General features: G+C 37.5%; 24 protein-coding genes. 23 read left to right on the top strand and 1 reads right to left on the bottom strand.

Features of this window, described 5'->3' with window-relative positions; all coding sequences use genetic code 11:
* Positions 1-8 precede the first annotated feature (8 nt).
* The 9 genes from BHU72_RS05005 to BHU72_RS04965 all read left to right on the top strand — a co-directional run bounded on the left by BHU72_RS05005 (position 9) and on the right by BHU72_RS04965 (position 8,981).
* Positions 9-1,802: an aldehyde ferredoxin oxidoreductase family protein gene (locus BHU72_RS05005; RefSeq protein WP_069701542.1), complete on the top strand. Its 1,794-nt coding sequence runs from the start codon at positions 9-11 to the stop codon at positions 1,800-1,802.
* Positions 1,803-1,874: 72 nt separating this feature from the next.
* Positions 1,875-2,975, top strand: a complete 1,101-nt coding sequence (locus BHU72_RS05000) for a radical SAM protein (RefSeq protein WP_069701541.1) — start codon at positions 1,875-1,877, stop codon at positions 2,973-2,975.
* A gap of 24 nt (positions 2,976-2,999) precedes the next feature.
* On the top strand, positions 3,000-3,224 hold the full coding sequence (locus tag BHU72_RS04995) for a MoaD/ThiS family protein (protein ID WP_069701540.1): 225 nt from the start codon (positions 3,000-3,002) through the stop codon (positions 3,222-3,224).
* Between the two features lies 1 nt (position 3,225).
* On the top strand, positions 3,226-4,080 hold the full coding sequence (locus BHU72_RS04990; RefSeq protein ID WP_218076101.1) for a HesA/MoeB/ThiF family protein: 855 nt from the start codon (positions 3,226-3,228) through the stop codon (positions 4,078-4,080).
* Positions 4,081-4,215: 135 nt separating this feature from the next.
* The gene (locus BHU72_RS04985; protein ID WP_069701539.1) at positions 4,216-5,571 is read left to right on the top strand and encodes a carboxyl transferase domain-containing protein; all 1,356 of its coding nucleotides are present in this window, start codon (positions 4,216-4,218) and stop codon (positions 5,569-5,571) included.
* Positions 5,572-5,586: 15 nt separating this feature from the next.
* On the top strand, positions 5,587-5,970 hold the full coding sequence (locus BHU72_RS04980) for an OadG family transporter subunit (protein WP_069701538.1): 384 nt from the start codon (positions 5,587-5,589) through the stop codon (positions 5,968-5,970).
* 14 nt (positions 5,971-5,984) lie between these two features.
* On the top strand, positions 5,985-6,434 hold the full coding sequence (locus BHU72_RS04975; RefSeq protein WP_069701537.1) for a biotin/lipoyl-containing protein: 450 nt from the start codon (positions 5,985-5,987) through the stop codon (positions 6,432-6,434).
* 8 nt (positions 6,435-6,442) lie between these two features.
* A complete protein-coding gene (locus tag BHU72_RS04970; protein WP_069701536.1) occupies positions 6,443-7,561 on the top strand; it encodes a sodium ion-translocating decarboxylase subunit beta in 1,119 nt (372 codons plus the stop codon).
* Positions 7,562-7,574: 13 nt separating this feature from the next.
* The gene (locus BHU72_RS04965) at positions 7,575-8,981 is read left to right on the top strand and encodes an oxaloacetate decarboxylase subunit alpha (protein WP_069701535.1); all 1,407 of its coding nucleotides are present in this window, start codon (positions 7,575-7,577) and stop codon (positions 8,979-8,981) included.
* Positions 8,982-9,030: 49 nt separating this feature from the next.
* On the opposite strand, the gene BHU72_RS04960 is transcribed toward BHU72_RS04965, so the two are convergent.
* Positions 9,031-9,645, bottom strand: coding sequence for a rhomboid family intramembrane serine protease (locus BHU72_RS04960; RefSeq protein ID WP_083248267.1), 615 nt, complete (start codon positions 9,643-9,645; stop codon positions 9,031-9,033).
* A 97-nt stretch (positions 9,646-9,742) separates the two neighbouring features.
* Here BHU72_RS04960 and mnmH point away from each other — a divergent pair, with 97 nt between their 5' ends.
* The 14 genes from mnmH to BHU72_RS04895 all read left to right on the top strand — a co-directional run bounded on the left by mnmH (position 9,743) and on the right by BHU72_RS04895 (position 21,253).
* Positions 9,743-10,798, top strand: coding sequence for a tRNA 2-selenouridine(34) synthase MnmH (gene mnmH, locus BHU72_RS04955; RefSeq protein WP_069701533.1), 1,056 nt, complete (start codon positions 9,743-9,745; stop codon positions 10,796-10,798).
* Between the two features lie 12 nt (positions 10,799-10,810).
* Complete coding sequence (locus BHU72_RS04950) at positions 10,811-11,383, top strand: beta-class carbonic anhydrase (protein WP_069701532.1); 573 nt, start codon at positions 10,811-10,813, stop codon at positions 11,381-11,383.
* Positions 11,384-11,700: 317 nt separating this feature from the next.
* Positions 11,701-12,609: a hypothetical protein gene (locus BHU72_RS04945; RefSeq protein ID WP_176720406.1), complete on the top strand. Its 909-nt coding sequence runs from the start codon at positions 11,701-11,703 to the stop codon at positions 12,607-12,609.
* A gap of 36 nt (positions 12,610-12,645) precedes the next feature.
* Positions 12,646-13,056, top strand: a complete 411-nt coding sequence (locus BHU72_RS04940) for a cytochrome c maturation protein CcmE (RefSeq protein WP_176720405.1) — start codon at positions 12,646-12,648, stop codon at positions 13,054-13,056.
* A 56-nt stretch (positions 13,057-13,112) separates the two neighbouring features.
* The gene (locus BHU72_RS04935; RefSeq protein ID WP_069701530.1) at positions 13,113-15,080 is read left to right on the top strand and encodes a heme lyase CcmF/NrfE family subunit; all 1,968 of its coding nucleotides are present in this window, start codon (positions 13,113-13,115) and stop codon (positions 15,078-15,080) included.
* A 27-nt stretch (positions 15,081-15,107) separates the two neighbouring features.
* On the top strand, positions 15,108-15,482 hold the full coding sequence (locus BHU72_RS04930) for a hypothetical protein (protein WP_069701529.1): 375 nt from the start codon (positions 15,108-15,110) through the stop codon (positions 15,480-15,482).
* On the top strand, positions 15,482-16,462 hold the full coding sequence (locus tag BHU72_RS04925; protein ID WP_069701528.1) for an adaptor complexes medium subunit family protein: 981 nt from the start codon (positions 15,482-15,484) through the stop codon (positions 16,460-16,462). Before BHU72_RS04930 ends, BHU72_RS04925 begins: the two co-directional genes overlap by 1 nt.
* A 19-nt stretch (positions 16,463-16,481) precedes the next feature.
* Positions 16,482-17,195 carry an ABC transporter ATP-binding protein gene (locus BHU72_RS04920; protein WP_069701527.1) on the top strand — a complete coding sequence of 238 codons (714 nt, stop codon included), beginning with the start codon at positions 16,482-16,484 and terminating at the stop codon, positions 17,193-17,195.
* Positions 17,188-17,859 carry a heme exporter protein CcmB gene (locus BHU72_RS04915; protein WP_245671859.1) on the top strand — a complete coding sequence of 224 codons (672 nt, stop codon included), beginning with the start codon at positions 17,188-17,190 and terminating at the stop codon, positions 17,857-17,859. Before BHU72_RS04920 ends, BHU72_RS04915 begins: the two co-directional genes overlap by 8 nt.
* A 2-nt stretch (positions 17,860-17,861) precedes the next feature.
* A complete protein-coding gene (gene ccsA, locus BHU72_RS04910; protein ID WP_083248264.1) occupies positions 17,862-18,560 on the top strand; it encodes a cytochrome c biogenesis protein CcsA in 699 nt (232 codons plus the stop codon).
* 14 nt (positions 18,561-18,574) lie between these two features.
* Positions 18,575-18,724: a CcmD family protein gene (locus BHU72_RS15400; RefSeq protein WP_083248263.1), complete on the top strand. Its 150-nt coding sequence runs from the start codon at positions 18,575-18,577 to the stop codon at positions 18,722-18,724.
* A gap of 38 nt (positions 18,725-18,762) precedes the next feature.
* Positions 18,763-19,344: a Fe-S-containing protein gene (locus BHU72_RS04905; RefSeq protein WP_069701526.1), complete on the top strand. Its 582-nt coding sequence runs from the start codon at positions 18,763-18,765 to the stop codon at positions 19,342-19,344.
* A 41-nt stretch (positions 19,345-19,385) separates the two neighbouring features.
* On the top strand, positions 19,386-20,543 hold the full coding sequence (locus BHU72_RS04900; protein ID WP_069701525.1) for an ABC transporter permease: 1,158 nt from the start codon (positions 19,386-19,388) through the stop codon (positions 20,541-20,543).
* Positions 20,544-20,560: 17 nt separating this feature from the next.
* On the top strand, positions 20,561-21,253 hold the full coding sequence (locus BHU72_RS04895; RefSeq protein WP_069701524.1) for an ABC transporter ATP-binding protein: 693 nt from the start codon (positions 20,561-20,563) through the stop codon (positions 21,251-21,253).
* Positions 21,254-21,256: the final 3 nt, after the last annotated feature.

The following is a 21,256-nucleotide window of genomic DNA, read 5'->3' as shown; positions in this document are numbered from 1 at the left end:
TGAAATGGATGAATGGTTATCAAGGAAAGTTATTACGTGTAGATTTATCAAGTAATTCAGTGAACGTTGAACCATTATCATTGGAAAAGGCAGTTGCATTTATCGGAGGCAGAGGATTAGCAGGGAAATTAATTGCTGAGGAAATTCCAGCGGGAATCGACGCGCTAAGCGAGCAGAACAAATTGATTATTGCTACTGGCTTACTTACGGGAACTACTGCGCCTACTGCAGGTCGCTATATGGTTGTAACGAAATCTCCTTTAAATAACACGATTGCATCTTCTAACTCCGGTGGGTTCTGGGGCGCTGAATTAAAGTTTGCTGGATACGATATGGTGATTATTGAAGGTAAAGCAAGTGCGCCTGTGTATATTTACATAAACGATGACCAAATCGAAATTCGGCCAGCAGATAAGTACTGGGGTAAATGGGTAGCTGAGACTACCGATGAGCTACTTGAGGAAGTTGGAGATGCTAAGGCTAGAGTTCTAACAATAGGCCCTGCCGGAGAGAAACTTTCACGCATCGCTTCGATTATGAATGAGAAAGATCGTGCAGCTGGAAGAACGGGCGTAGGAGCTGTAATGGGCTCTAAAAACCTTAAAGCAATCGTAGTTCGAGGAACGAATAAAGTAGAAGTTGCAGATGCAGATAAATATAAAGAAGTTATTAGCGGTATCATGAAGAAAATTCGTGAAAATGGTGTTACAGGGCAAGGCTTACCTGCGTATGGAACTGCAATTTTAGTAAATATCATTAACGAGAACGGTTCATTGCCGACGAATAACTTCCAAGAAAGCTATTTTGATGAAGCTGATCAAATTTCAGGTGAAGAACTCGCTGAAAAGTATTTAGAGCGTAAAGACCCTTGTTTCCGCTGTCCTATTGCTTGTGGACGTTATTGTAAGTTTGATGGCGACGAAAGCGGAGGACCAGAATATGAATCCGTATGGGCATATGGTTCAAACTGTGGAGTATCCGATTTAACAGCTATTTTAAAAGCGAATAAAATGTGTAATGAATTGGGCCTTGATACAATCTCAGCGGGTGCTACTATTGCTGCTGCAATGGAGTTAGTACAACGTGGAATTATAAAGCCTGAAGAAGTTGATGGACCAGCCCTAGAATGGGGTAGTAGTGAAGCGATTGTAGAATGGACGAGAAAAATGGGTCTAGGAGAAGGTCTAGGGGCTAAGCTCGCAATGGGTTCTGCGAACTTATGTGCAGAGTATGGCAGTCCTGAGCTTTCTATGTCCGTGAAAAAGCAAGAGCTACCAGCGTACGATCCGCGCGGTATTCAAGGTATTGGATTGAATTATGCAACATCGAATCGTGGTGGCTGCCACGTACGTGGATACTTAGTATCTCCTGAAATTTTAGGAATTCCAGAGAAATTAGATAGATTCTCTATAGAAGGTAAGGCTGAATGGGCGAAGGTATTCCAAGACCTAACGGCTGTCATTGATAGCTTAGGGCTATGCTTATTTACTTCTTTTGCATTAAGTGCTCAGGATTATGTAGATCTTTATAACGCTGTAAGTGGCAAGAACATTACTGTAGATGATTTATTAACTACTGGAGACCGCATTTGGAATGTGGAAAGATTATTTAATATGCAAGAAGGATATACGTCAAAGGACGATACTCTTCCTAAGAGATTACTAGAAGAAGAAATTTCTAGCGGTCCATCTAAAGGTAATGTAAGTAGATTAGCAGAAATGCTACCGTTATATTACAAAGCTCGTGGTTGGGATGAGAATGGTGTTCCGACAGAGGAGAAAAAACAAGGTCTTGGTTTATAGATTAAATATTAAGAGTTTAGAAATTAAGGGAGGGCTTTCTAGGAAGTCCTCTTTTCATTAAGGAGGTATTGAATGTATACTCCGATTCATAATCAAGAGTGGGAAGTAGTATTTAAACCTAACACGTATATTCGCAAATTATATATCGAACTTACGAACTTATGTAACCTGACGTGTATTATGTGTTATCGACATAGCTGGCATACATCCGAAGGGGAAATGAGCTCGGAGACTTTTCATAAGATTATATTAGAATTACCGAAACTAGTAAATTTGCAAGAGATTGTTCTGGGTGGATTAGGAGAGGCAATGAGTCATAGCGAGTTTTACGCGATGCTAGAAGAGCTCCATCGGACTGTTCCAAAAGTAGATATAACTTTGACAACTAATGGAGTGCTTTTATCTGTTGAAGACATCGATAGATTATACGAATTAGGTGTCAAGAAAATTGTAGTATCAGTTGATGGCGCTGAGGCTGTTACCCAAAGAATTGTGCGGGGTGAGATTGCGGGTTACGTGAACGATAAATTAGAAAGTCTAGGCCACTCTATGAAAGCTAAGAAAATCCTTTGGTGGTGGGAAACAGTTTGGCAGCGCAAAAATAAAGATCAGCTACTACCATTAATAGAACTAGCTGCTAAATGCCAAGTGGATCATGTAATGATTAGTCATCTTATGCCTACATCAGAGACGATGCTGCACGAAAATTTATGCCTCCCAGAAGAAGCAGAAGAAAATGATAAGATTTTCGCAAAGGTACGGAATCTAGCATTGCGCCATCGCATTACTGTTGATTTTCCTAAAAACTCTCTTAATACAGAAAGAACATGTAATTTCGTAGAGCAGAAAAGTCTAGTGATTAGCTGGCAAGGGAATATAGCCAGTTGTTATCGCTTCTTACACGGATGTACAGAGCTTTATATGAATCGCAAAAAAGAAGTGTTGCCATTTTACTTTGGCAATATTAGAAATCAATCGATACTAGATATCTGGAACAAAAATGATTATATGCATTTCCGCTATCGTGTAGCAAATAATTTATATCCTTCTTGTCCAGATTGCATTTTAATTAACGGTTGTGATAACGTCACTCGGGCTGACAGTGACTGTGATGGAGGAATACCATCTTGTGGGGATTGTTTATGGGCCCGTGGCTTCATACAATGTCCATAACTTACGTATGGAGAGGTGATCAACATGCAAATTACTATAAAATTATTCGCCACTTTACGAAATCAAAGGTTCAAAGTTGAAGTGCAAGAATACCCTGAGGGTTCAAGTGTAAAAGATGTGGCATCAGCCCTTGATATACAGGAAGAAGATCTAGCGATTATCCTGGTGAATGGAAGAGATGCTGACTTAGATACAATCCTCGTGAATGATGCTGTATTATGTTTTTTTCCACCGGTCGGGGGTGGATAAGATGGATAACAAAACAATAGCACAAATGGAGATTATTCGCGGTAGGTTAGAACAAGCAGCTGCGACAGATTCGAAAGGGAAATTACTGTCATGGGAAGATCACATACTGATTGCTAAAGATAGTCGTGTATCTGTTAGAAAAATCGAGCATATCGCATTACAAAACGGCATCATGCCGGCGAAATATCAACGGAATCGCAATACAATTACAATAGAAGAGCAACTGAAGCTTTTTCAATCTAAAGTAGCAGTTGTCGGTTGTGGCGGCTTAGGTGGTTATGTAATAGAAGAATTAACTCGATTAGGGGTGGGCACACTAACTTTAATAGATCCAGATATATTTGAAGAGCACAATTTAAATCGCCAAGTATTATCTTCTGTGAAAGATTTAAAAAGCTATAAAGCCAAAGTTGCCGCCAAAAGAGTGAAACAAATCAATCCTGCAGTAAAGGTCCGACCAATCGTTGATTATTATTCACTAGTGAATGGAAAAGAAAACTTTGAAGATGTAGACTTAGTGATTGATGCATTAGACAATATTTCTACGCGTTTGGATTTAGCTCAGACATGTAAGGACATATCCGTTCCGCTCATACATGGCGCGATTGCTGGTTGGTTTGGCCAAGTCACTACCCAGTATCCAGAAGAACATACAATAGAGAAGTGGTATGGAAGAGTAAAGGAAAAGAAAGGAATAGAAGGGGTACTAGGTAATCCATCGTTTACTCCTGCTGTAGTTGCTAGTATTCAAGTAGCGGAAGCTTGTAAAGTCCTATTAGACAAGGGAGAAACCCTAAGAAATAAAGTAATGTCAATCAATTTATTAGATATGGAGTTTGAACTCTTTACAATTTAATCACTAGTTATATATGGCTATTTTCAGATTGATTATCCACGAAATGAAAATGTGATGATATACTTTATGAAATCTAATCTTTTCAAAAGTAATTCAATGTAATTCAAAGGTAAGGGGAGGTGCCATGAAAACAAGATGGTAAAACAAGCAAGAATTAATCAATTGGTCGATCCAAATAGCTTTAACCCCATTGGCCAGGTCGAAGGAGTATTTGCAGGCTTTGGAAGTATCAATGGGAACACAGTTTGTGTATTTGCCACTGATGGTGGAGGAATTGGACAGCGTCAAGGTCAAATTATTGCACAAACCATTCAAATGGCTACGAAAGCGGGTATTCCAATCATTGGGTTATGGGATTCCTCCGGTATTTTAGTAGAGGAAGGAATTAGCGGACTTGAAGGATACGGTCAAATTGTACAAAGTTTAACCCAAGCTTCTGGAATTGTTCCTCGAATAATGGGATTATTAGGGTCAAGTATAGGTACTGCAGCGTTGATTCCACCGCTTGTTGATTATTTAGTAGCGGTCAGAGGATTAAGTAAGACGTATTGCAATACTCCGCACGTCACCAAAAACCTAACAGGTGAAATATTAGACGTAGAAAGTATGGCAAATGCAGATGTTCAGGAACAAATTCTTGCAACCGCTCATGTGGTTACAGATAACGAATCTTTATGCTTCCAAACCATAAGGGATTTAGTAACTTATCTGCCAAGTAATCATCTTTCAGAAGCACAGAAGGTTGATGCAATGCCAAGAATCGAAAAATTTGATGGTCAAGATATCAATGACACAGAACAAGTCGTACGTTTTATTTCTGATCAAGGATCATTTATGCCGATTCAGTACAATTATGGCAAAAGCATGTTGATAGGGTTCTCGCGCATTGCTGGACAAACCATCGGCATTGTGGCGAACCAATCAAACGTAAATGACGGGCTGCTTGAGATTCAAGGTGTAGGGAAGGCTGTTCGATTCATTAGATTCTGTAACGCATTCAACATACCGATAGTATCACTTGTAAACTCACAAGGTATTTTGCCAGGTGTTAGTCAGGAATTAGGGGGTATTAGTAAACAAGTTGCTAAACTAGTTCATGCGTATAGTGAGTCTACTATACCAAAGATTACAATTATTTCTGGTAAAGCTCTTGGGAGTTCATTGTTAGCGATGGGTAGTAAATGGGTCGGGGCAGATCTAGTCTATGCGTGGCCAAAAGCAGAGATAGCACCAGCCAATTTAGAAGCTATGGTAAGTCTATTATATTATAATCAACTTACTTCTGATGAAGATCCAGCAAAGTTTAGAGAAGAGAAATTAGATACCCATAGAGAAGAGTTCGCCACACCTAAAGGCGCATTGTTAAAAGGGTATATAGATCAAGTAATCTCCCCAGAAGAAACTGCTATCGCGATTAACAATGGGCTATATCTACTTCAAGGGAAAAGGGTCGCTAAACTGAATAGAAAATCAAGTAATATTCCACTATAGATTAGGGTGATTATATTGGATCGACTCATAATGGCTTTAGAGGTAGGAGTTTTGGGTATTGTTATAGTGTTTATGATTCTTGCACTGTTAATTATTTTAATACGAGTACAAGGCATATTCTTGAATTCTTTGGAAAAACGTAGAGACAATGTGCGTACTGACCAAGTTGAGCAAGTAGAGGCAGTGAAACAAACACAAATAGAAATGCATCAAAATGATTCATCGAGCGAAGCAGGCGATATTACACCTAGAGAGGTTGCTATCATTACTGCTGCAATCAGTGCTTACTTAGGAACGAGCTTGCGCATTCACTCGATTCGTCCATTGCCTCAAAACATAGCAAAAAACGATACAATGACTAGCTGGAAACTGCAAAGTCGACTGGAACAAAACTATTAGGAAGGAGAGTGTGAATGAAAAAATTTAGAATTACCGTAGAAGGAAAGACCTTTGAGGTAGAAGTAGAAGAATTAGGTGGTTCAAACGAATCTACCAGTGTAGCTTCCTACATACCTTCAAATCCTGTTGCAGCTCCTACTGTTATAGCACCTACGATGATGCCAACAGTGAATAGTACTCCAAAAGCTTCTGACCAAAACTCTCCAACTGCACCAACGGCTCAATCAGGAGTATCCGGAGGAAAAGAAATAAAAGCTCCAGTAACGGGTACGATTTTGCGTGTAGAAGTAAAGGTCGGGGATGTTATTAATTCTGGGCAGAACTTAATCATTCTAGAAGCGATGAAGATGGAAACAGAGATACAATCTCCTGTAGCAGGAAAAGTTACTCAGATTCTTACCAAAAATGGTGAGGCAGTGAATTCTGGGCAAACTTTATTGGTACTTGAAACCGCTGGAATGTAGGTGGCTCTATGAATTTAGAAGGATTACTTACATTATATACGAACTCAGGTTTTGCTGTTGTCACATGGGGAAACCTTGTCATGCTCGCTATAGCATTTGTTTTATTATATCTTGCAATAGCCAAGAAATATGAGCCGCTATTACTACTTCCGATTGCTTTTGGCGCACTAATGGTAAATATTCCTGGTGGACAATTCCTTATGGAACCGGGCGGACTATTATATTATTTTTATCAGGGAATTAAACTCGGAATATTTCCACCACTTATATTTTTGGGCATTGGTGCAATGACAGACTTTGGCCCAATGATTGCGAATCCCAAAACAATGCTATTAGGGGCTGCCGCACAAATGGGAATTATGGGTGCTTTTATTCTAGCAATACTTATTGGATTCGATCCGAGGCAAGCTGCTTCGATTGGCATCATAGGTGGCGCCGACGGCCCGACGGCCATTTATTTAACAAGTCAACTAGCGCCAGAAATGCTTGGTGCCATTGCAATTGCCGCATATTCTTATATGGCATTAGTACCAATCATTCAACCGCCAATTATGAAGGCACTTACCACTAAAAAAGAGCGCCAGATTGAAATGGTTCAATTGAAACCAGTGTCTAAACGCACGAAAATTATCTTCCCGATTATGGTTACTGTTGTGATAGGCATTCTATTGCCAACGACTCTTCCGTTAATAGGCATGCTAATGCTTGGGAATCTTTTAAGGGAAAGTGGAGTTGTAGAACGTTTAAAAGACGCAGCTCAAAATGCGTTAATTAATATTATTACAATATTCCTAGGTTTAAGTGTAGGAGCAACAGCATCTGCTCAATATTTCCTAACGGTTGAGACGTTAGGAATTATAGCGCTCGGTTTACTAGCGTTTTGTATAGGTACTGCATCTGGTGTTTTATTTGGAAAGTTGATGTGCTGGTGGACGAAAGGTGAAATCAATCCATTAATAGGTGCTGCAGGTGTATCTGCCGTACCAATGGCTGCTAGGGTTGTTCAAGTAGTTGGACAAAAGGAAAATCCTCAAAACTTTTTACTTATGCATGCTATGGGTCCAAATGTCGCCGGTGTCATTGGTTCCGCTATTGCGGCAGGAGTATTGTTAGCATTATTCGGTTAAAGGAAGTGATAAAATGGACAAAAATCGACGCGTTGGAGTTACAGATACGACATTAAGGGATGCACATCAGTCCCTTTTAGCTACTCGAATGAAGATAGAGCACATGTTGCCAATTGCTGAACAAATCGAAGAAATAGGTTTTCATTCAGCAGAAGTATGGGGTGGAGCAACTTTTGACACTTGTATGCGATTTCTTGACGAAGACCCGTGGGCACGTTTACGTGCACTAAAGAAGGTTTTTAAGAAGACTCCATTACAAATGTTATTACGAGGACAGAATCTGGTAGGCTACAAACATTATGCAGATGATGTAGTCGATGAATTTGTGAAACGTGCAATTGGTAATGGTATCAATATTTTAAGAATTTTTGATGCGTTAAATGATACACGTAATATGGAGAGAGCATGTAAAGCGACGATTGCAGAAGGTGGCCATGCACAACTAGCACTTTCTTATACGATTAGTGACCTACATGACCTTAACTATTATTTGAAAAAAGCTGAGGAATTCAAGCAAATTGGGGCACATTCCATATGTATTAAAGACATGGCAGGAATCTTAAGTCCTTATGGAGCCTATGAGCTTGTTTCGGAGTTAAAGGAGAAGATAGGGCTACCAGTGCAGCTACACTCTCATTATACGAGTGGTATGGCCTCTATGATGTATCTAAAAGCTGTTGAGGCAGGTCTTGATGTATTTGATACTGCTATTTCAACAATGGCACTAGGTTCCTCCCAGCCAGCTACAGAGACGATGGTCGCATCATTACAAGGGACTCCATACGATACTGGGTTAGCGCTAGATAAACTTTCTTTGATAGCAGAATATTTCAAGAAAGCTAGGAAAGATTACAAAGAGTTTGATATAAGTGATAGTACTGTTGACGTTAACGTACTCTTATATCAAATCCCAGGTGGGATGATTTCTAACTTTATCACACAACTTTCGCAGCAAAATGCACTCGATCGACTACCCGAAGTATTCGTAGAAGTGCCAAAAGTTCGTGAAGATTTTGGGTACCCACCACTTGTCACACCTTCTAGTCAGATAGTTGGTACACAAGCGGTCTTGAATGTACTGAGTGGAGAACGCTATAAATCTGTAACAAATGAAGTAAAGGCATATATGAAGGGGCAATACGGGGCACCTCCAGGAAAAGTAAATGAGGAAGTGCGCAAGAAGATTATTGGTGATGAAACTCCAATTACTGTGCGTCCAGCTGACCTTCTAGAACCACAATTAGAATCTTCAAAAGCTGAAATTGCTCATGTGATGCAAAAGCCAGAAGATTTACTATCATACATTATGTTCCCGCAGTTTGCTAAAGGGTTCTTAGAGAAGCAACTTGAAAAGAAAGCGAAACTAGATTTATCTTGTATCAGCATTGGTGAATCGAATAAAGTACAATATCCATTGTAATGCGATAATAATAAAAAACGAGACCCAGCGGGTCTCGTTTTTTATGTATCTATTTTTTTAACCATAGGGGAATGTAATATCCTATGAATAGGCCGGAAAGATGACCAACAGTACTTACTTGTGGAATCAATAGCGTTATGATAACGTTAACAACAACTAACGGAAGAATGATACTGTTGGATCCGTACCCACGTTTGCGTGCGAGTAAATCATAATATAAAATGTAGCCTAATAATGCAAATATAGCACCAGACGCACCAACAGAAATACCGTCAACAAATAGTCCTGAGCATAACGATACGAAAAGTCCTGTGAATATATAAAATTGCAGAAATTCTTTGGACTTATTCTTCTGTTCAAAATATGCGCCAGCATGCATGAGGATAACCATGTTAAACACTAGATGCATGACGCTACTATGAATAAACATAGAAGTAAGGAAGCGCCAGTATTCATTCGTCTGAAAAATATATTCAATTGGCGCCATGCCACCTAAGGAAATGATATCTCTATGAATACCTAATACATTACTAATTAAAAAAATAATGACATTTACTGCAATTATAATTAAAGTGACGGGCGAATATTTCTTCATATAATCTAGCGAAATGACACCGCCAAAAGCTCCACGATAGTAGTTCATGACAACACCTCGATTTTTCATTATAATATATTATACTAATAAAGAATCCATGAATGCAATGAATCCAATGAATCCTACATTTCATAATCAGAATCTGTACATAGTGAGAGGAACAAATATGCCTTATATAGATATTAGTATAGAAGAGCTACATACTATAAGTAACGCTAAAATTGTTGACATTAGAGCGCCTATCGAATGGGAAAATGGGGCGTTACCTAATTCAATCAATATACCTATCTTTGATAACGAGGAAAGAAGTCGTATCGGTATAATATACAAATCTGTTGGTCCAGAAAAAGCCCAAGAACTTGGCTTAGAGATTGTATCAGCTAAATTACCAGCCATTGTAAAAGAAATAAAAGAAATTTCTCAAACACATACGATCGTGATTTATTGTTGGCGTGGTGGTATGAGAAGTAAAAGTATAGCAGTAATTCTTGATTTACTTGGAATTCCAGTATATCGCATATGCGGGGGATATCGAGCCTATAGAAAACATGTAGTCAATCAATTGCAAAGCAATGTATTCCAGAAGACGTTTATTGTTTTGCATGGAATGACTGGTGTCGGGAAAACAGTGATTCTTAAGGAATTACAAGCAGAAGGATATCCCGTGTTAAATCTTGAAGAATTCGCTGGTCATCGAGGGTCTTCTTTCGGATCAATTGGTCTAAAGGCACCAAACAATCAAAAACAATTTGAATCACTTCTTTGGCAAAGAATTAGGGAAATTGGGGATACTAGCTATTATATTATTGAAGCAGAAAGTAAGCGAATTGGTAAGGTGTTGATACCTGATGCTCTCATGGATGCTAAACATAATGGTAAGCATATATACTTGACAGCATGCATTGAAAAGAGAGTAGATCGAATTATACAGGACTATCAGAGTACCTATACTGTAGACCAACTATTAAATGAAATTCAAGCACCAATAAGCCTCTTAAAGAAAAAACTACCTCTGGGCACTGTGGAATGTATACAAGATGCCATAATAAAAAAAGATATAAAAACTGTAGTACAAGCTTTAATGATAGAATATTATGACCCTAGATACATTTTTAAAAGCAATCAATATCCAGGTGGCTTCTATGAAATAGACGCGAACGACTTAGATAATGCCAAACAGGAAATTATAAAATATGCAGTGCAGCATCACATATTCGCTTAGGTGGGTGATTATTTGACGACACTAACGAAAATCATGAATCATAATCAACAATTTGTAAATAAAGATCAACTCAAATGTGGAACAGTTCTAGAATCATTTCATGTATCAAAGAAACCTAGTGAAAACCTCGCGATTTTAACTTGTATGGATACTCGCTTAGTTGAGTTTTTAGAGCAAGCTACAGGTATACGTAGGGGCGAAGCTAAGATTATTAAGAATGCAGGCAATATTATAGCTGGAGATTTTGGCGAGACGATAAGAAGTCTGTTGATTTCCATATTTGAACTTGGAGTCCAAGAAGTGATTGTCATCGGACATCACGATTGTGGCATGGCAAGTACTTCATCAGAAATTTTAAAGGAGAAAATGCTAGAAAGAGGCATTGCCATTGAAGCTATTCGAAGGATTGAAGATGAGTTGGATCTTTGGGTCGATGCATACCACGATCCTGCGGGTAATGTTTTAAAGGTTGTAAAGCAGATTAAGGAAAACCCTTTAATTCCTAAAGATATACTAGTTCATGGACTGATTTTTTGCCCTAATGAAGGGAATTTAGAAGTTCTATACCATGATAAGAAGATATAAATTACGCATAAAATTCCAAACGAATAAAACATTTTTAGAACATATGATTTCTGCAAATTCATATGTTCTATTTTTTTGACACGGATTTGCCACTGTATTTTCACAAAGTTGTGTCACCTTTGTGACACTTTGGAAATCTTCACAAGTTTTTCACATTTGGCGTATAACCTATAGAATATATAGTACATTAATATAGATTGAGATGAAACTGTATATATTTAGATGTTACTTAGGAGAAGGTGATTATTTTGCCGCAGGCGCTTATGAGGCACAAGATTACAATGTGCTTACTCACGACACTTTTGATCCTTTATCCAATGTCTACGACAGCCTTTCAACTACCTGAAGGAAAATCACCATACCATAATGCATTGTCTTTAGATGAACTATTTGTTCAAGTATTACCAGAATTCGAAACACCGAAAACCTGGGATTCTGGTATGCCAAGCGTTCTTATAAGTTATTATGGGGAATTTGTGAACCGTACGGACACTGTGTATGAAGACTACATTTATATGCCGATACCGACCAATCAACCATTGTTTCAGCTAAGTATGGTTTGTGAAACAGACCGAGGAATTGTATATAAGCCCAATGAAATTGTTGATCAGCATCTAAAATGGAAGCCTTCAGCACCAATTGGTATTAACGAGAAATACTCGTTTATGATTGAATATTTTTATAACCCAATTGAATTTCGAGAGAATGGATTGAAGGATTTTACATTCCAATTTCACACAGATAAGACCATTCCTATTGTTTACATTGATGTTCATATGCCGAACTCATCAACGAATCATCATTTACACCCAGAATATATCCGACATTTTACGATCAATCAGAATGTTGAAGTATATTCGTTCATTTTTAATGATACTAGCAAAACAAAGCCGGTCAATTTAAATGTTCAATACCAGAAGCATAACAATTTGCCGACTAACGTAAGTAATGATAGATTCGATTATGAGTTTTGGAAGATGCCAATTCATCCTGACTTTATTGGCTTAATCATATTTACGCTAATTCTGATCATTATTGGCTACTCAGTGATAACGATATCATCTAGCAATAAGCATAATAGGCATATGATTGTTGACGATGGGAAGGAAATTGAATTTGATCAACTTCTAGATGAACAACAATCCCGTAGAAGAGAATTACGATCACTATTATTACAAGGCAAAATTAACGAAGAAACTTATCGGTCACTATTAGAAGAAGAATAAAAAAACGTTTAACATAACTAATGGAGGGATATGCTGATGAATAAAAAAGTATTAATTGGCTCGTTTATTATTATCACTGCAGTATTTTCGTTGTTATTATTTGCTACACCTGGTGCTACTGGTGTTGAGGTAAGTATCAGTGAAATCGTTGCTACACCAGAGAAGTTTGACGGCAAATACATTTTAGCTACAGGAGATTTAGTGCAAGATTCGGTTACTTGGGATTCTAAAGCTATCGAACTACGATTTGCAGTATCTCATGAAGGGTCTGTAATGAATGTATTACACAAAGGTATCCGACCTGACAACTTTGAAGGTGACGTAATCGTTATTTTAGAAGGTAAATATGATACGGATCAGCAGGTTTTCGTAGCAGACCGTTTAAAGACAAGATGCCCTTCTAAATACGAAGGCGGCCACCCTGATGGTGTGCAAAAGGATTACTAAGATTTTAAAGACATAGTAGCATTGGTTATTTTAGTTATAATAGGAGGCACTATTCAATGATCGCACAGCTTGGTTATATTGCAATTCTGATTTCTTTAGCGTTAGCAATCTATGGTTTTGGAGCATTTTTATACGGAGTTAAAAACGAAGATTACAAGCTTATTAATAGTGCGAAAGGAGCAATAAAATCTATTGCTCTTTTAAGTACGGTCGCTGCATCTATACTGTTTTATGTATTGGCAACTAGTGATTTCCGAGTACTGAGTGTTTATAAGTATACAAGTACAGATTTACCTATGATGTATAAGTTATCGGCCTTCTGGGCTGGCAACGCTGGTTCTCTCATGTTATGGGGATGGGTATTATCACTATTTACTTTTTTCATCATTTTTTCTCCGAAATTAAAGAACAGTAAACTACTTCCTTATGTTGGGATTATGTTCTTGTTAAATCAAATCTTTTTCTTCTTCGTTCTATGTTTTACAGCAAACCCATTTGCATTAAATCCTGATCCAACAGTTACGGAAGGGTCTGGATTAAACCCTATGCTGCAACATCCTGGTATGGTATTCCATCCATTAACTTTATATATTGGATATGTTGGATTCGTTGTTCCATTTGCTTTTGCAATGGCAGCATTAATTACGAAAGCAGTTGACGACTTCTGGATTAAGATGACTAGACGTTGGACGGTTATCGCTTGGTTGTTTCTAACTCTTGGAAACCTTTATGGTGCTCAATGGGCATACGTTGAGTTAGGTTGGGGTGGTTATTGGGCATGGGACCCAGTTGAAAATGCATCTTTCATGCCTTGGTTAACTGGTACAGCTTTCTTGCATTCAATTATGATTCAAGAACGTAAAAACATGTTGAAAATATGGAACATGTCATTAATTATACTTACTTATGGTTTAACCTTATTTGGAACATTTTTAGTACGAAGTGGGGTTTTAACTTCTGTACATGCTTTTGCCGATTCGAATATTGGTTCATACTTCCTAGTATTCCTAGTATTTATGATGGCGATTTCAATTTACTTCGTAATCAACAATTTACAAACACTTAGTGAAGGTGGCCAATTTAAGTCACTACTATCAAAAGAAAGTAGTTTCTTATTGAACAACTTATTATTAGTAGGGGCAGCATTTGCTGTGTTCTGGGGTACTATTTTCCCAATCGTTTCAGAAGCGATTCAGGGCACACGTGTTACTGTAGGGATACCGTTCTTCGACAGAGTGAATGGTCCGATTCTTTTAACAATGTTATTAGTTATGGGAATATGTCCACTTATTGCATGGCAAAAATCAACGATTAAAAACTTAGTAGATAACTTCTTAATTCCTGCTTTGCTAGGAGTTACTGTTGGTGCTGCTCTATTTGCTTATGGCATTCGTAACCCTTGGGCAATTATCTCTTATGCTGTCATAACGTTTGTATTAATTATTCATATTATTGAATTCTACAGAGGTACTAGAGCTAGAATGAAAATGACTCGTGAAAACGTATTTACTGCATTCTACCGACTTATTACTCGTAGTCGTAGAAGATATGGTGGCTACATCATTCATATAGGTATCATCCTAATGGCTGTCGGTATTGTTGCATCAAACATGTATGATACAGAAGAATTAAAGACTTTAGCGTTTGGGGAAAGTCTTACTATTAAAGATTATGTATTAACTTATGAGAGCTTAGAACAGGTGCAGGAAGGCGTAAATGATATAGTATATGCTGACCTTAGAGTAGAAAAAGGCGGATCATATCTAATGCAGTTACAACCAGAAAAGATATTCTATCCAACTTGGCATCAACCTCGCACTGAAGTGGCTCTTCATTCTACTTTAATTGAAGATTTATATGTTGTATTAAGTGGATGGGAAAATGACGGTACCGCTACATTTAAAGTAAAAGTAAATCCTCTAGTAGCATGGATTTGGTATGGCGGTTATATCGTAGTACTTGGAACTATTCTTGCGGTATGGCCTGGTAGATACGGAAACTATGTACCGAGATATCGTGATTAACATCAATTTCAGTAAGGGTGTGTGAATATGGAATTAGGTATCGTTCTAGTTGGTTCAGGAATATTACTCATGGTTAGCTTCTATTGGATAGTAAAGCCATTAAGAACATATGAGGAAGCAAGAACAGAAGTTATAAATGAGAGAGATGCGAAGGAAGCAATTTTCTCTACATTAAATGAAATCGAATTCGACTACCAAACGAAGAAAATTTCAGAAGAAGATTATCAAGCATTAAAGCAAGATTATGAAGTAGAAGCTATGCTTTTACTAAAACAAGAAGAATCAGAGACGAAGCATTTCGAAGTAAACCAAGAACTGGAAGAAGAAATTGAGAAAGAGATTGAGCGTGAATTAGAACAAGAAATCGAGGCAGAATTAGATAAAAGGAGAAAGGGAAAATAATGAAAATAAAAAAGATTATAACAATCCTTACATTTTCTTTACTACTCTTATTGTCTTCGTTCGCTATGGCGAATGAGCAAAACCTTTCTCTTGAAGTTGAATATATCGTCTTAGATCAAAAAGGCGACAATATCATATCGTTTATGCATATGGTCAGTTTCAAGAACATTTCAAGTGAAGAAATCGTATCTACTGTTGACAATCCAGTCATACGTTTTCCACTGCCTGACAATGCGCAACATGTAACGGTAGAAGTAGATACTGGTACGATAAATCACGAGGTCATTGACAATGAAGTGGTAATTATACATCAGATTCCAGCAGATCGTAGTATTGAGCTTGTAATTAACTACTTTTTAAGTTCGGAACAAGCTTTGCAATATACGTTTGAAAGACAACATCCTGTGAAAATGTTAAATGTATTTGCGTTAGCTACCAGTGGCATTAAAGTGACGAATGAAAGATTTGTTGATACAGGTACAACTACGGTAGATAATCAAAATTACAATTATCATGTAATTTCTAACATTCCTAGTAACGACGTAATTACTTTGAATATAGAAAAGGGACAATCTGCAGTATCGTTAAATCCGCAGGGTCAAGGAAACCGTCTAGCTCAAGGCTATGATGGGTTTCATAATCCTGGACATATTCGTTTTTGGAATAACTCTGCTTTTGCACGATTTGATCCACATTTAATGACGGGTCTATTCATCGCTCTACTTGTGTTTAGCATTGGATATTACTTCTATCGTTGGGCACGGGAAGAAAAAATGGCGAAAGAACGTAATCAGTCTAACGAAGACGATGTGTTCTTAAGATTGTATAAAGAAGAGTCAGTACTTAAGAAGAAAATTACAGAACTTCAATTTAAGTATGATAGTGGTGAAATGGATGAAGCAGATTTTACAAAGCGCCGTGAAGTATATAAGAAGAAATTAGTTGCAGTTAAGTTGAAAATCAAAGAATTTACCGAGTAGTGAACCGGGGAGGTTCTACATGTTAGCAGTAAAAGATATATCGAAATCCATTGGTGGCAAAAATATTATACACCCTGTATCTTTTGAAGTCCCTGAGGGACAATTTGTAACAGTTCTAGGGCCCAACGGTGCTGGGAAAAGTACACTTTTTAAATTGCTATCTCTAGCAACTCCTCCAACAACTGGTTCTATCACAATAAACGGGAAGTCTGCTAAAGATAAAAGCGTAGCATTGCGCAAGGAAATCGGAGTGATAAGTCATCATACATTTTTGTATGATAACTTATCTGCTCTTGAGAATTTACGCTTTTACGGGCAAGCCTATGAAGTGAAGAATTTAGAAAGTAGAATTAAAGAGGTATTAAGATATGTAGGATTACAGCTATATATCCATGATCCAGTACGAACATTTTCAAGAGGAATGCAACAGAGACTATCAATAGCACGGGCAATTTTACATAGCCCGTCATTATTATTTCTAGATGAACCATACACGGGGTTAGATCAACAAGCGATACAAATTTTAAATGATGTTTTACAATCTTTGCATAATGAAAAACGCACATTATTTATGATAACTCACAACTATGAAGAGGCTTTAACATTGAGTAATCGTCTACTCGTCTTAGCAAAAGGGTCAATTATTTATGACGATATCTCTACAGGTATCCGTTCAGATGAATTTAGGCGGCTTTACTTACAACTTGTTGGAGGTGAAGTGACGCGTGCTTAGTGCTCTGAAAGCAATTATAGGTAAAGATATAATCATGGAATTTAAGACTAAGCAAATGACTAGTGCAATGCTTATATTTAGCGGTCTAGTAATTGTGATATTTAGCTTTGCGTTTGACCTGAGTATGGATGTATTGCAAAAGGTATTGCCAGGGATGATTTGGGTTGCACTTATATTTTCATCAATTTTAGGTTTAAATCGCTCGTTTACTATGGAGAAGAGTAATGATTGTATGCAAGGATTATTACTCATCCCAAGTGATCGTACGATGATATTTTTAGGAAAATTCATTAGTAATCTAATCTTTGTCTTACTAACACAAATTGTTATCGTTCCAGGATTCTTTATATTGTTTGATTACAGATTCCAAGGAAGCGTAGCACTGCTTTCTCTTGTTTTATTAGTAGGTACGATTGGATTTATTGCTATAGGTACATTCTTAGCAGCTTTAGCTTCTAATTCAAGAATGAGTGATATGCTCTTGCCAATTATTTTGTTCCCTGTATCCGTTCCATTGATTATTGCAGGTGTGCAAAGTACAAGCTTCATTTTTCAAGGGCAGGGCTTTGAAGCTTTTAGTTCATGGTTATATTTAATGATTGTGTTTGATGTGATTTTTCTAGTAATTCCTTATATGTTGTTTGACTATGTCATGGAGGTGTAGTTGTGAATCAATCGATTAGTTTGGGAAACTGGCATAAAATCTTAGGTTGGATAACCTTTGTACTTGTCAGTGTGTCACTATATTTCATATTTATTTATACTCCAGAAGATGTACGTCTAGGAGTTGTACAAAAGATTTTTTACTTTCACGTAGCATCTGCATGGTTAGCTTTTTTTGCGTTTTTCGTGGTATTTGTCACAAGTATAATTTTTTTACTGAAGAGAAGTCGTGTATATGATGTAATCGCTGTTGCATCAGCAGAGATTGGAGTATTATTCACTACAATCGTTTTGACTACTGGTCCAATTTGGGGAAGATCTTCTTGGAATGCTTGGTGGTCTTGGGAACCTAGATTAACGACTACGCTAATCCTTTGGTTTATCTATATCGCTTATATTATGATCCGTGTATCAGATATGGAATGGGAAAAGAAAGCCAGATTATCTGCAGTATTTGGAATCATAGGGTTTATTGATGTGCCAATTGTGTTCTTCTCAATTAAATGGTGGAACTCTAAGCTACATCCTACTGTGATAAAAGAAGGTGGCGGTGGACTTGCCCCAGAGATGTTATTTACGCTAATTCTTAGTGTAATAACGTTTACATTCTTATATTTCTACCTGTTACAAAAGGGTATAGCCATTGGTAATATGAGAAACAAAGTAAATGAGATTAAAGATAAACTAAAAAACGCTATGTAAAGGGGATGTAAATCATGGGCTTAAACTATTTATTTGCAGCATATTTCATCATCTGGACGATGATTTTCTTTTACACTCTATCACTTGGAAGAAGACAATCACAGCTTGCTAAGGAATTAGACGTAATTAGTGAACAACTACAGTCTTTAGAATCGAAAAAGTAATTCAGAATAATACTTTAAAAAAATTGGAGGGGATTTCATTGGTACAAGATAAGAAACAAGAATTCTCTGATGGTAAACGTAACAAAGGGTTGAATCTTGTAGTAGTAGGAATCGTGATCTTGATCGTGGCAGGATTAGCAGTTTACTTCTTATCAGGTGAAGAAGATATTGCGAGAGGTCGTTATACGCCGGGAGATTTTAATACTGGAGCTGCCTTTGATTATGGAACAGTGACTCCAATGACGCAAGTGGAAAATCACTTAGATGGAGATAAAGTAATTCTTTCATTACAGGAAGTAGAAGCAGCTGGTTTAATTTATTCGCAAGTTCCTGTTGGGGACAGCTATATGCCAATTACTTCTTTTATTGCACCTTCAGGAAGGTTAGTAGTTGCTTTTAGTATCTGTGAACCGTGCAGATCAGAAACGTTTAGAATAGACGGAGTAAGAGATCAAATTATCTGTGAATCTTGTGGTACGATTTGGACGATGGAGCCACTAGTCGGAGTTAGTGGTGGTTGCTTAGATCATCCTCCTGAAGAAATCTATTACGAAGTGCTAGGAGACGAGATTCAAATTCCATTTCAGCAAATTAAAGATTGGAAACCACGCGAGTTCTAACATTATGATTATTGAATGTTAAAAATAGAAGAGGTGTGGCTATGAGACTAGAAGCAATAGCTATAAAAAGTATTTTAAGGCGCCGTCAACGCGCCTTATTTCTTATCTTAATCCTTGTTACAGCAGTGGCCATAGTGAATACCTTATATCAACTCAATCGTTCCATGAGCCTTGAAATTGGAGATACCTTTGATAAGTTGGGTCCTAATATTATCATTTCAGCTGCATCGTCAGATCATGATTTGTCATATGGGGGGGTCTCTTTATCCAGCAAAAACACGGAAGCGAATCATTTGATTGCTGATGACTATATGAAAGTATACCAAATTCATGATCGAGACAGTATTGCCGTTGTATCTCCTAAATTAGTCGATGTCGGAGTCATTGACAATCAGCAGAAAGCTCTGCTATTAGGAATATATTTTCAATTTGAAGAACAGCTTAAGCCTTGGTGGAATTGGCAAGGCAAGCTTCCATTCAAAGAAAACGAAGTTCTGCTTGGTTATGAATTAGCCCAAAAGCTTAAAAAGACCGTTGGAGGTACTCTTATCCTAGAAAATAAGGAATTTCAAATTACTGGGGTATTAGAACGGAACGGTACGGATGAAGATCAGATTTTATTTTTGCCATTGTTAACGTTGCAAGATATTAAGAATCACGGGGAACGTATATCGTTCATTGAAGTGGCTGCTCTATGTAGTACGTGTCCGTTACCTGAAATTACTGAGCAAATCCGTCATGTTCTACCACATTCTAATGTAACTGGCCTACAAGAATCAGTGAAAATGAGAACAGATACAGTAGAGAGAATTCAAGAATTTATGGTGATTGGCACGATTGTCATTATCATTATTAGCAGTTTCGTCATTGGCATGACCATGATGAATTATGTATATGATCGTAGGGTAGAAATTGGGATCTTAAGAGCAGTAGGATATAGAAGATTATATATTTTTGAAATGCTTTTAACAGAAGCACTCATATTAGGTACGGTTGGAGGCCTAGTAGGGTACAGCCTAGGAACATTTTTCGCTGATTTCATTACTCCTTACTTGATTCATATTCCTCTGACGATTACTTATAGTTGGACGTTAGGTCTGACTTCGGTTGCTGCTACTGTTGGATTAACAATCTTAGCAAGTCTAGTTCCAATAATTCGTGCTACGAAAATTGATCCGGTCGAAGCATTAAAAATATAGATGTGAGGGGTTATGATATGAGTTTCATTCAATTAAAGGATGTTACAAAGGTATATGACAGCAAAGGCGTATCATTTACTGCCTTACAAAAGGTTGATTTAACTATTGAACGGGGAGAGTTTGTATCCTTAATGGGACCTTCAGGTTCAGGAAAGAGTACACTTCTAACGATTTTAGGAACTTTAAACCCTCCTAGTACTGGTAAACTTATGATAGATGATATTGATATCTATCAATTATCACAAGAACGACGTGCAGATTTCCGTTATTCATATACGGGCTTTGTCTTTCAACAGATGCACTTATTGCCATATCTGTCAGCCATAGAAAATGTTATGCTACCATTATCCGTAAGTAAGTACAGTGGGAAAGAACAATTGACTATGGCTGAACAGGTGCTAGATAAAGTAGGTCTATTAAATAAGAAACATCGCCTTCCTAATGAGATGTCCGGAGGAGAGCAGCAGAGAGTAGCAATTGCAAGAGCAATCGTCAACAATCCACCGATTGTATTTGCCGATGAACCTACGGGAAGCTTAGATACGAAAACTGGCGAAGAAATATTAGAGCTATTTAAGTCATTGAACAAACAAGGCCATACAATCATTATGGTTACCCATAATCCGGAAACAGTTGAGTACGTTTCAAGGGTGGTTGTCATACGTGATGGCTTGATTGAATCCGATACCTACAGAAGTAAAGGAGAGTGATCT

This window comes from Desulfuribacillus stibiiarsenatis (genome assembly GCF_001742305.1).
Taxonomy (GTDB): Bacteria; Bacillota; Bacilli; order Desulfuribacillales; family Desulfuribacillaceae; genus Desulfuribacillus_A; species Desulfuribacillus_A stibiiarsenatis.
This window is presented reverse-complemented; position numbering and strand designations above follow the sequence as displayed.

Coding starts and splice junctions, on each gene's coding strand:
- BHU72_RS05005 (WP_069701542.1), top strand. CDS start 9: ATGAATGGTTATCAAGGAAAGTTATTACGTGTAGATTTATCAAGTAAT.
- BHU72_RS05000 (WP_069701541.1), top strand. CDS start 1,875: ATGTATACTCCGATTCATAATCAAGAGTGGGAAGTAGTATTTAAACCT.
- BHU72_RS04995 (WP_069701540.1), top strand. CDS start 3,000: ATGCAAATTACTATAAAATTATTCGCCACTTTACGAAATCAAAGGTTC.
- BHU72_RS04990 (WP_218076101.1), top strand. CDS start 3,226: ATGGATAACAAAACAATAGCACAAATGGAGATTATTCGCGGTAGGTTA.
- BHU72_RS04985 (WP_069701539.1), top strand. CDS start 4,216: ATGGTAAAACAAGCAAGAATTAATCAATTGGTCGATCCAAATAGCTTT.
- BHU72_RS04975 (WP_069701537.1), top strand. CDS start 5,985: ATGAAAAAATTTAGAATTACCGTAGAAGGAAAGACCTTTGAGGTAGAA.
- BHU72_RS04970 (WP_069701536.1), top strand. CDS start 6,443: ATGAATTTAGAAGGATTACTTACATTATATACGAACTCAGGTTTTGCT.
- BHU72_RS04965 (WP_069701535.1), top strand. CDS start 7,575: ATGGACAAAAATCGACGCGTTGGAGTTACAGATACGACATTAAGGGAT.
- BHU72_RS04960 (WP_083248267.1), bottom strand. CDS start 9,645: ATGAAAAATCGAGGTGTTGTCATGAACTACTATCGTGGAGCTTTTGGC.
- mnmH (WP_069701533.1), top strand. CDS start 9,743: ATGCCTTATATAGATATTAGTATAGAAGAGCTACATACTATAAGTAAC.
- BHU72_RS04945 (WP_176720406.1), top strand. CDS start 11,701: ATGTCTACGACAGCCTTTCAACTACCTGAAGGAAAATCACCATACCAT.
- BHU72_RS04940 (WP_176720405.1), top strand. CDS start 12,646: ATGAATAAAAAAGTATTAATTGGCTCGTTTATTATTATCACTGCAGTA.
- BHU72_RS04935 (WP_069701530.1), top strand. CDS start 13,113: ATGATCGCACAGCTTGGTTATATTGCAATTCTGATTTCTTTAGCGTTA.
- BHU72_RS04930 (WP_069701529.1), top strand. CDS start 15,108: ATGGAATTAGGTATCGTTCTAGTTGGTTCAGGAATATTACTCATGGTT.
- BHU72_RS04925 (WP_069701528.1), top strand. CDS start 15,482: ATGAAAATAAAAAAGATTATAACAATCCTTACATTTTCTTTACTACTC.
- BHU72_RS04920 (WP_069701527.1), top strand. CDS start 16,482: ATGTTAGCAGTAAAAGATATATCGAAATCCATTGGTGGCAAAAATATT.
- BHU72_RS15400 (WP_083248263.1), top strand. CDS start 18,575: ATGGGCTTAAACTATTTATTTGCAGCATATTTCATCATCTGGACGATG.
- BHU72_RS04900 (WP_069701525.1), top strand. CDS start 19,386: ATGAGACTAGAAGCAATAGCTATAAAAAGTATTTTAAGGCGCCGTCAA.
- BHU72_RS04895 (WP_069701524.1), top strand. CDS start 20,561: ATGAGTTTCATTCAATTAAAGGATGTTACAAAGGTATATGACAGCAAA.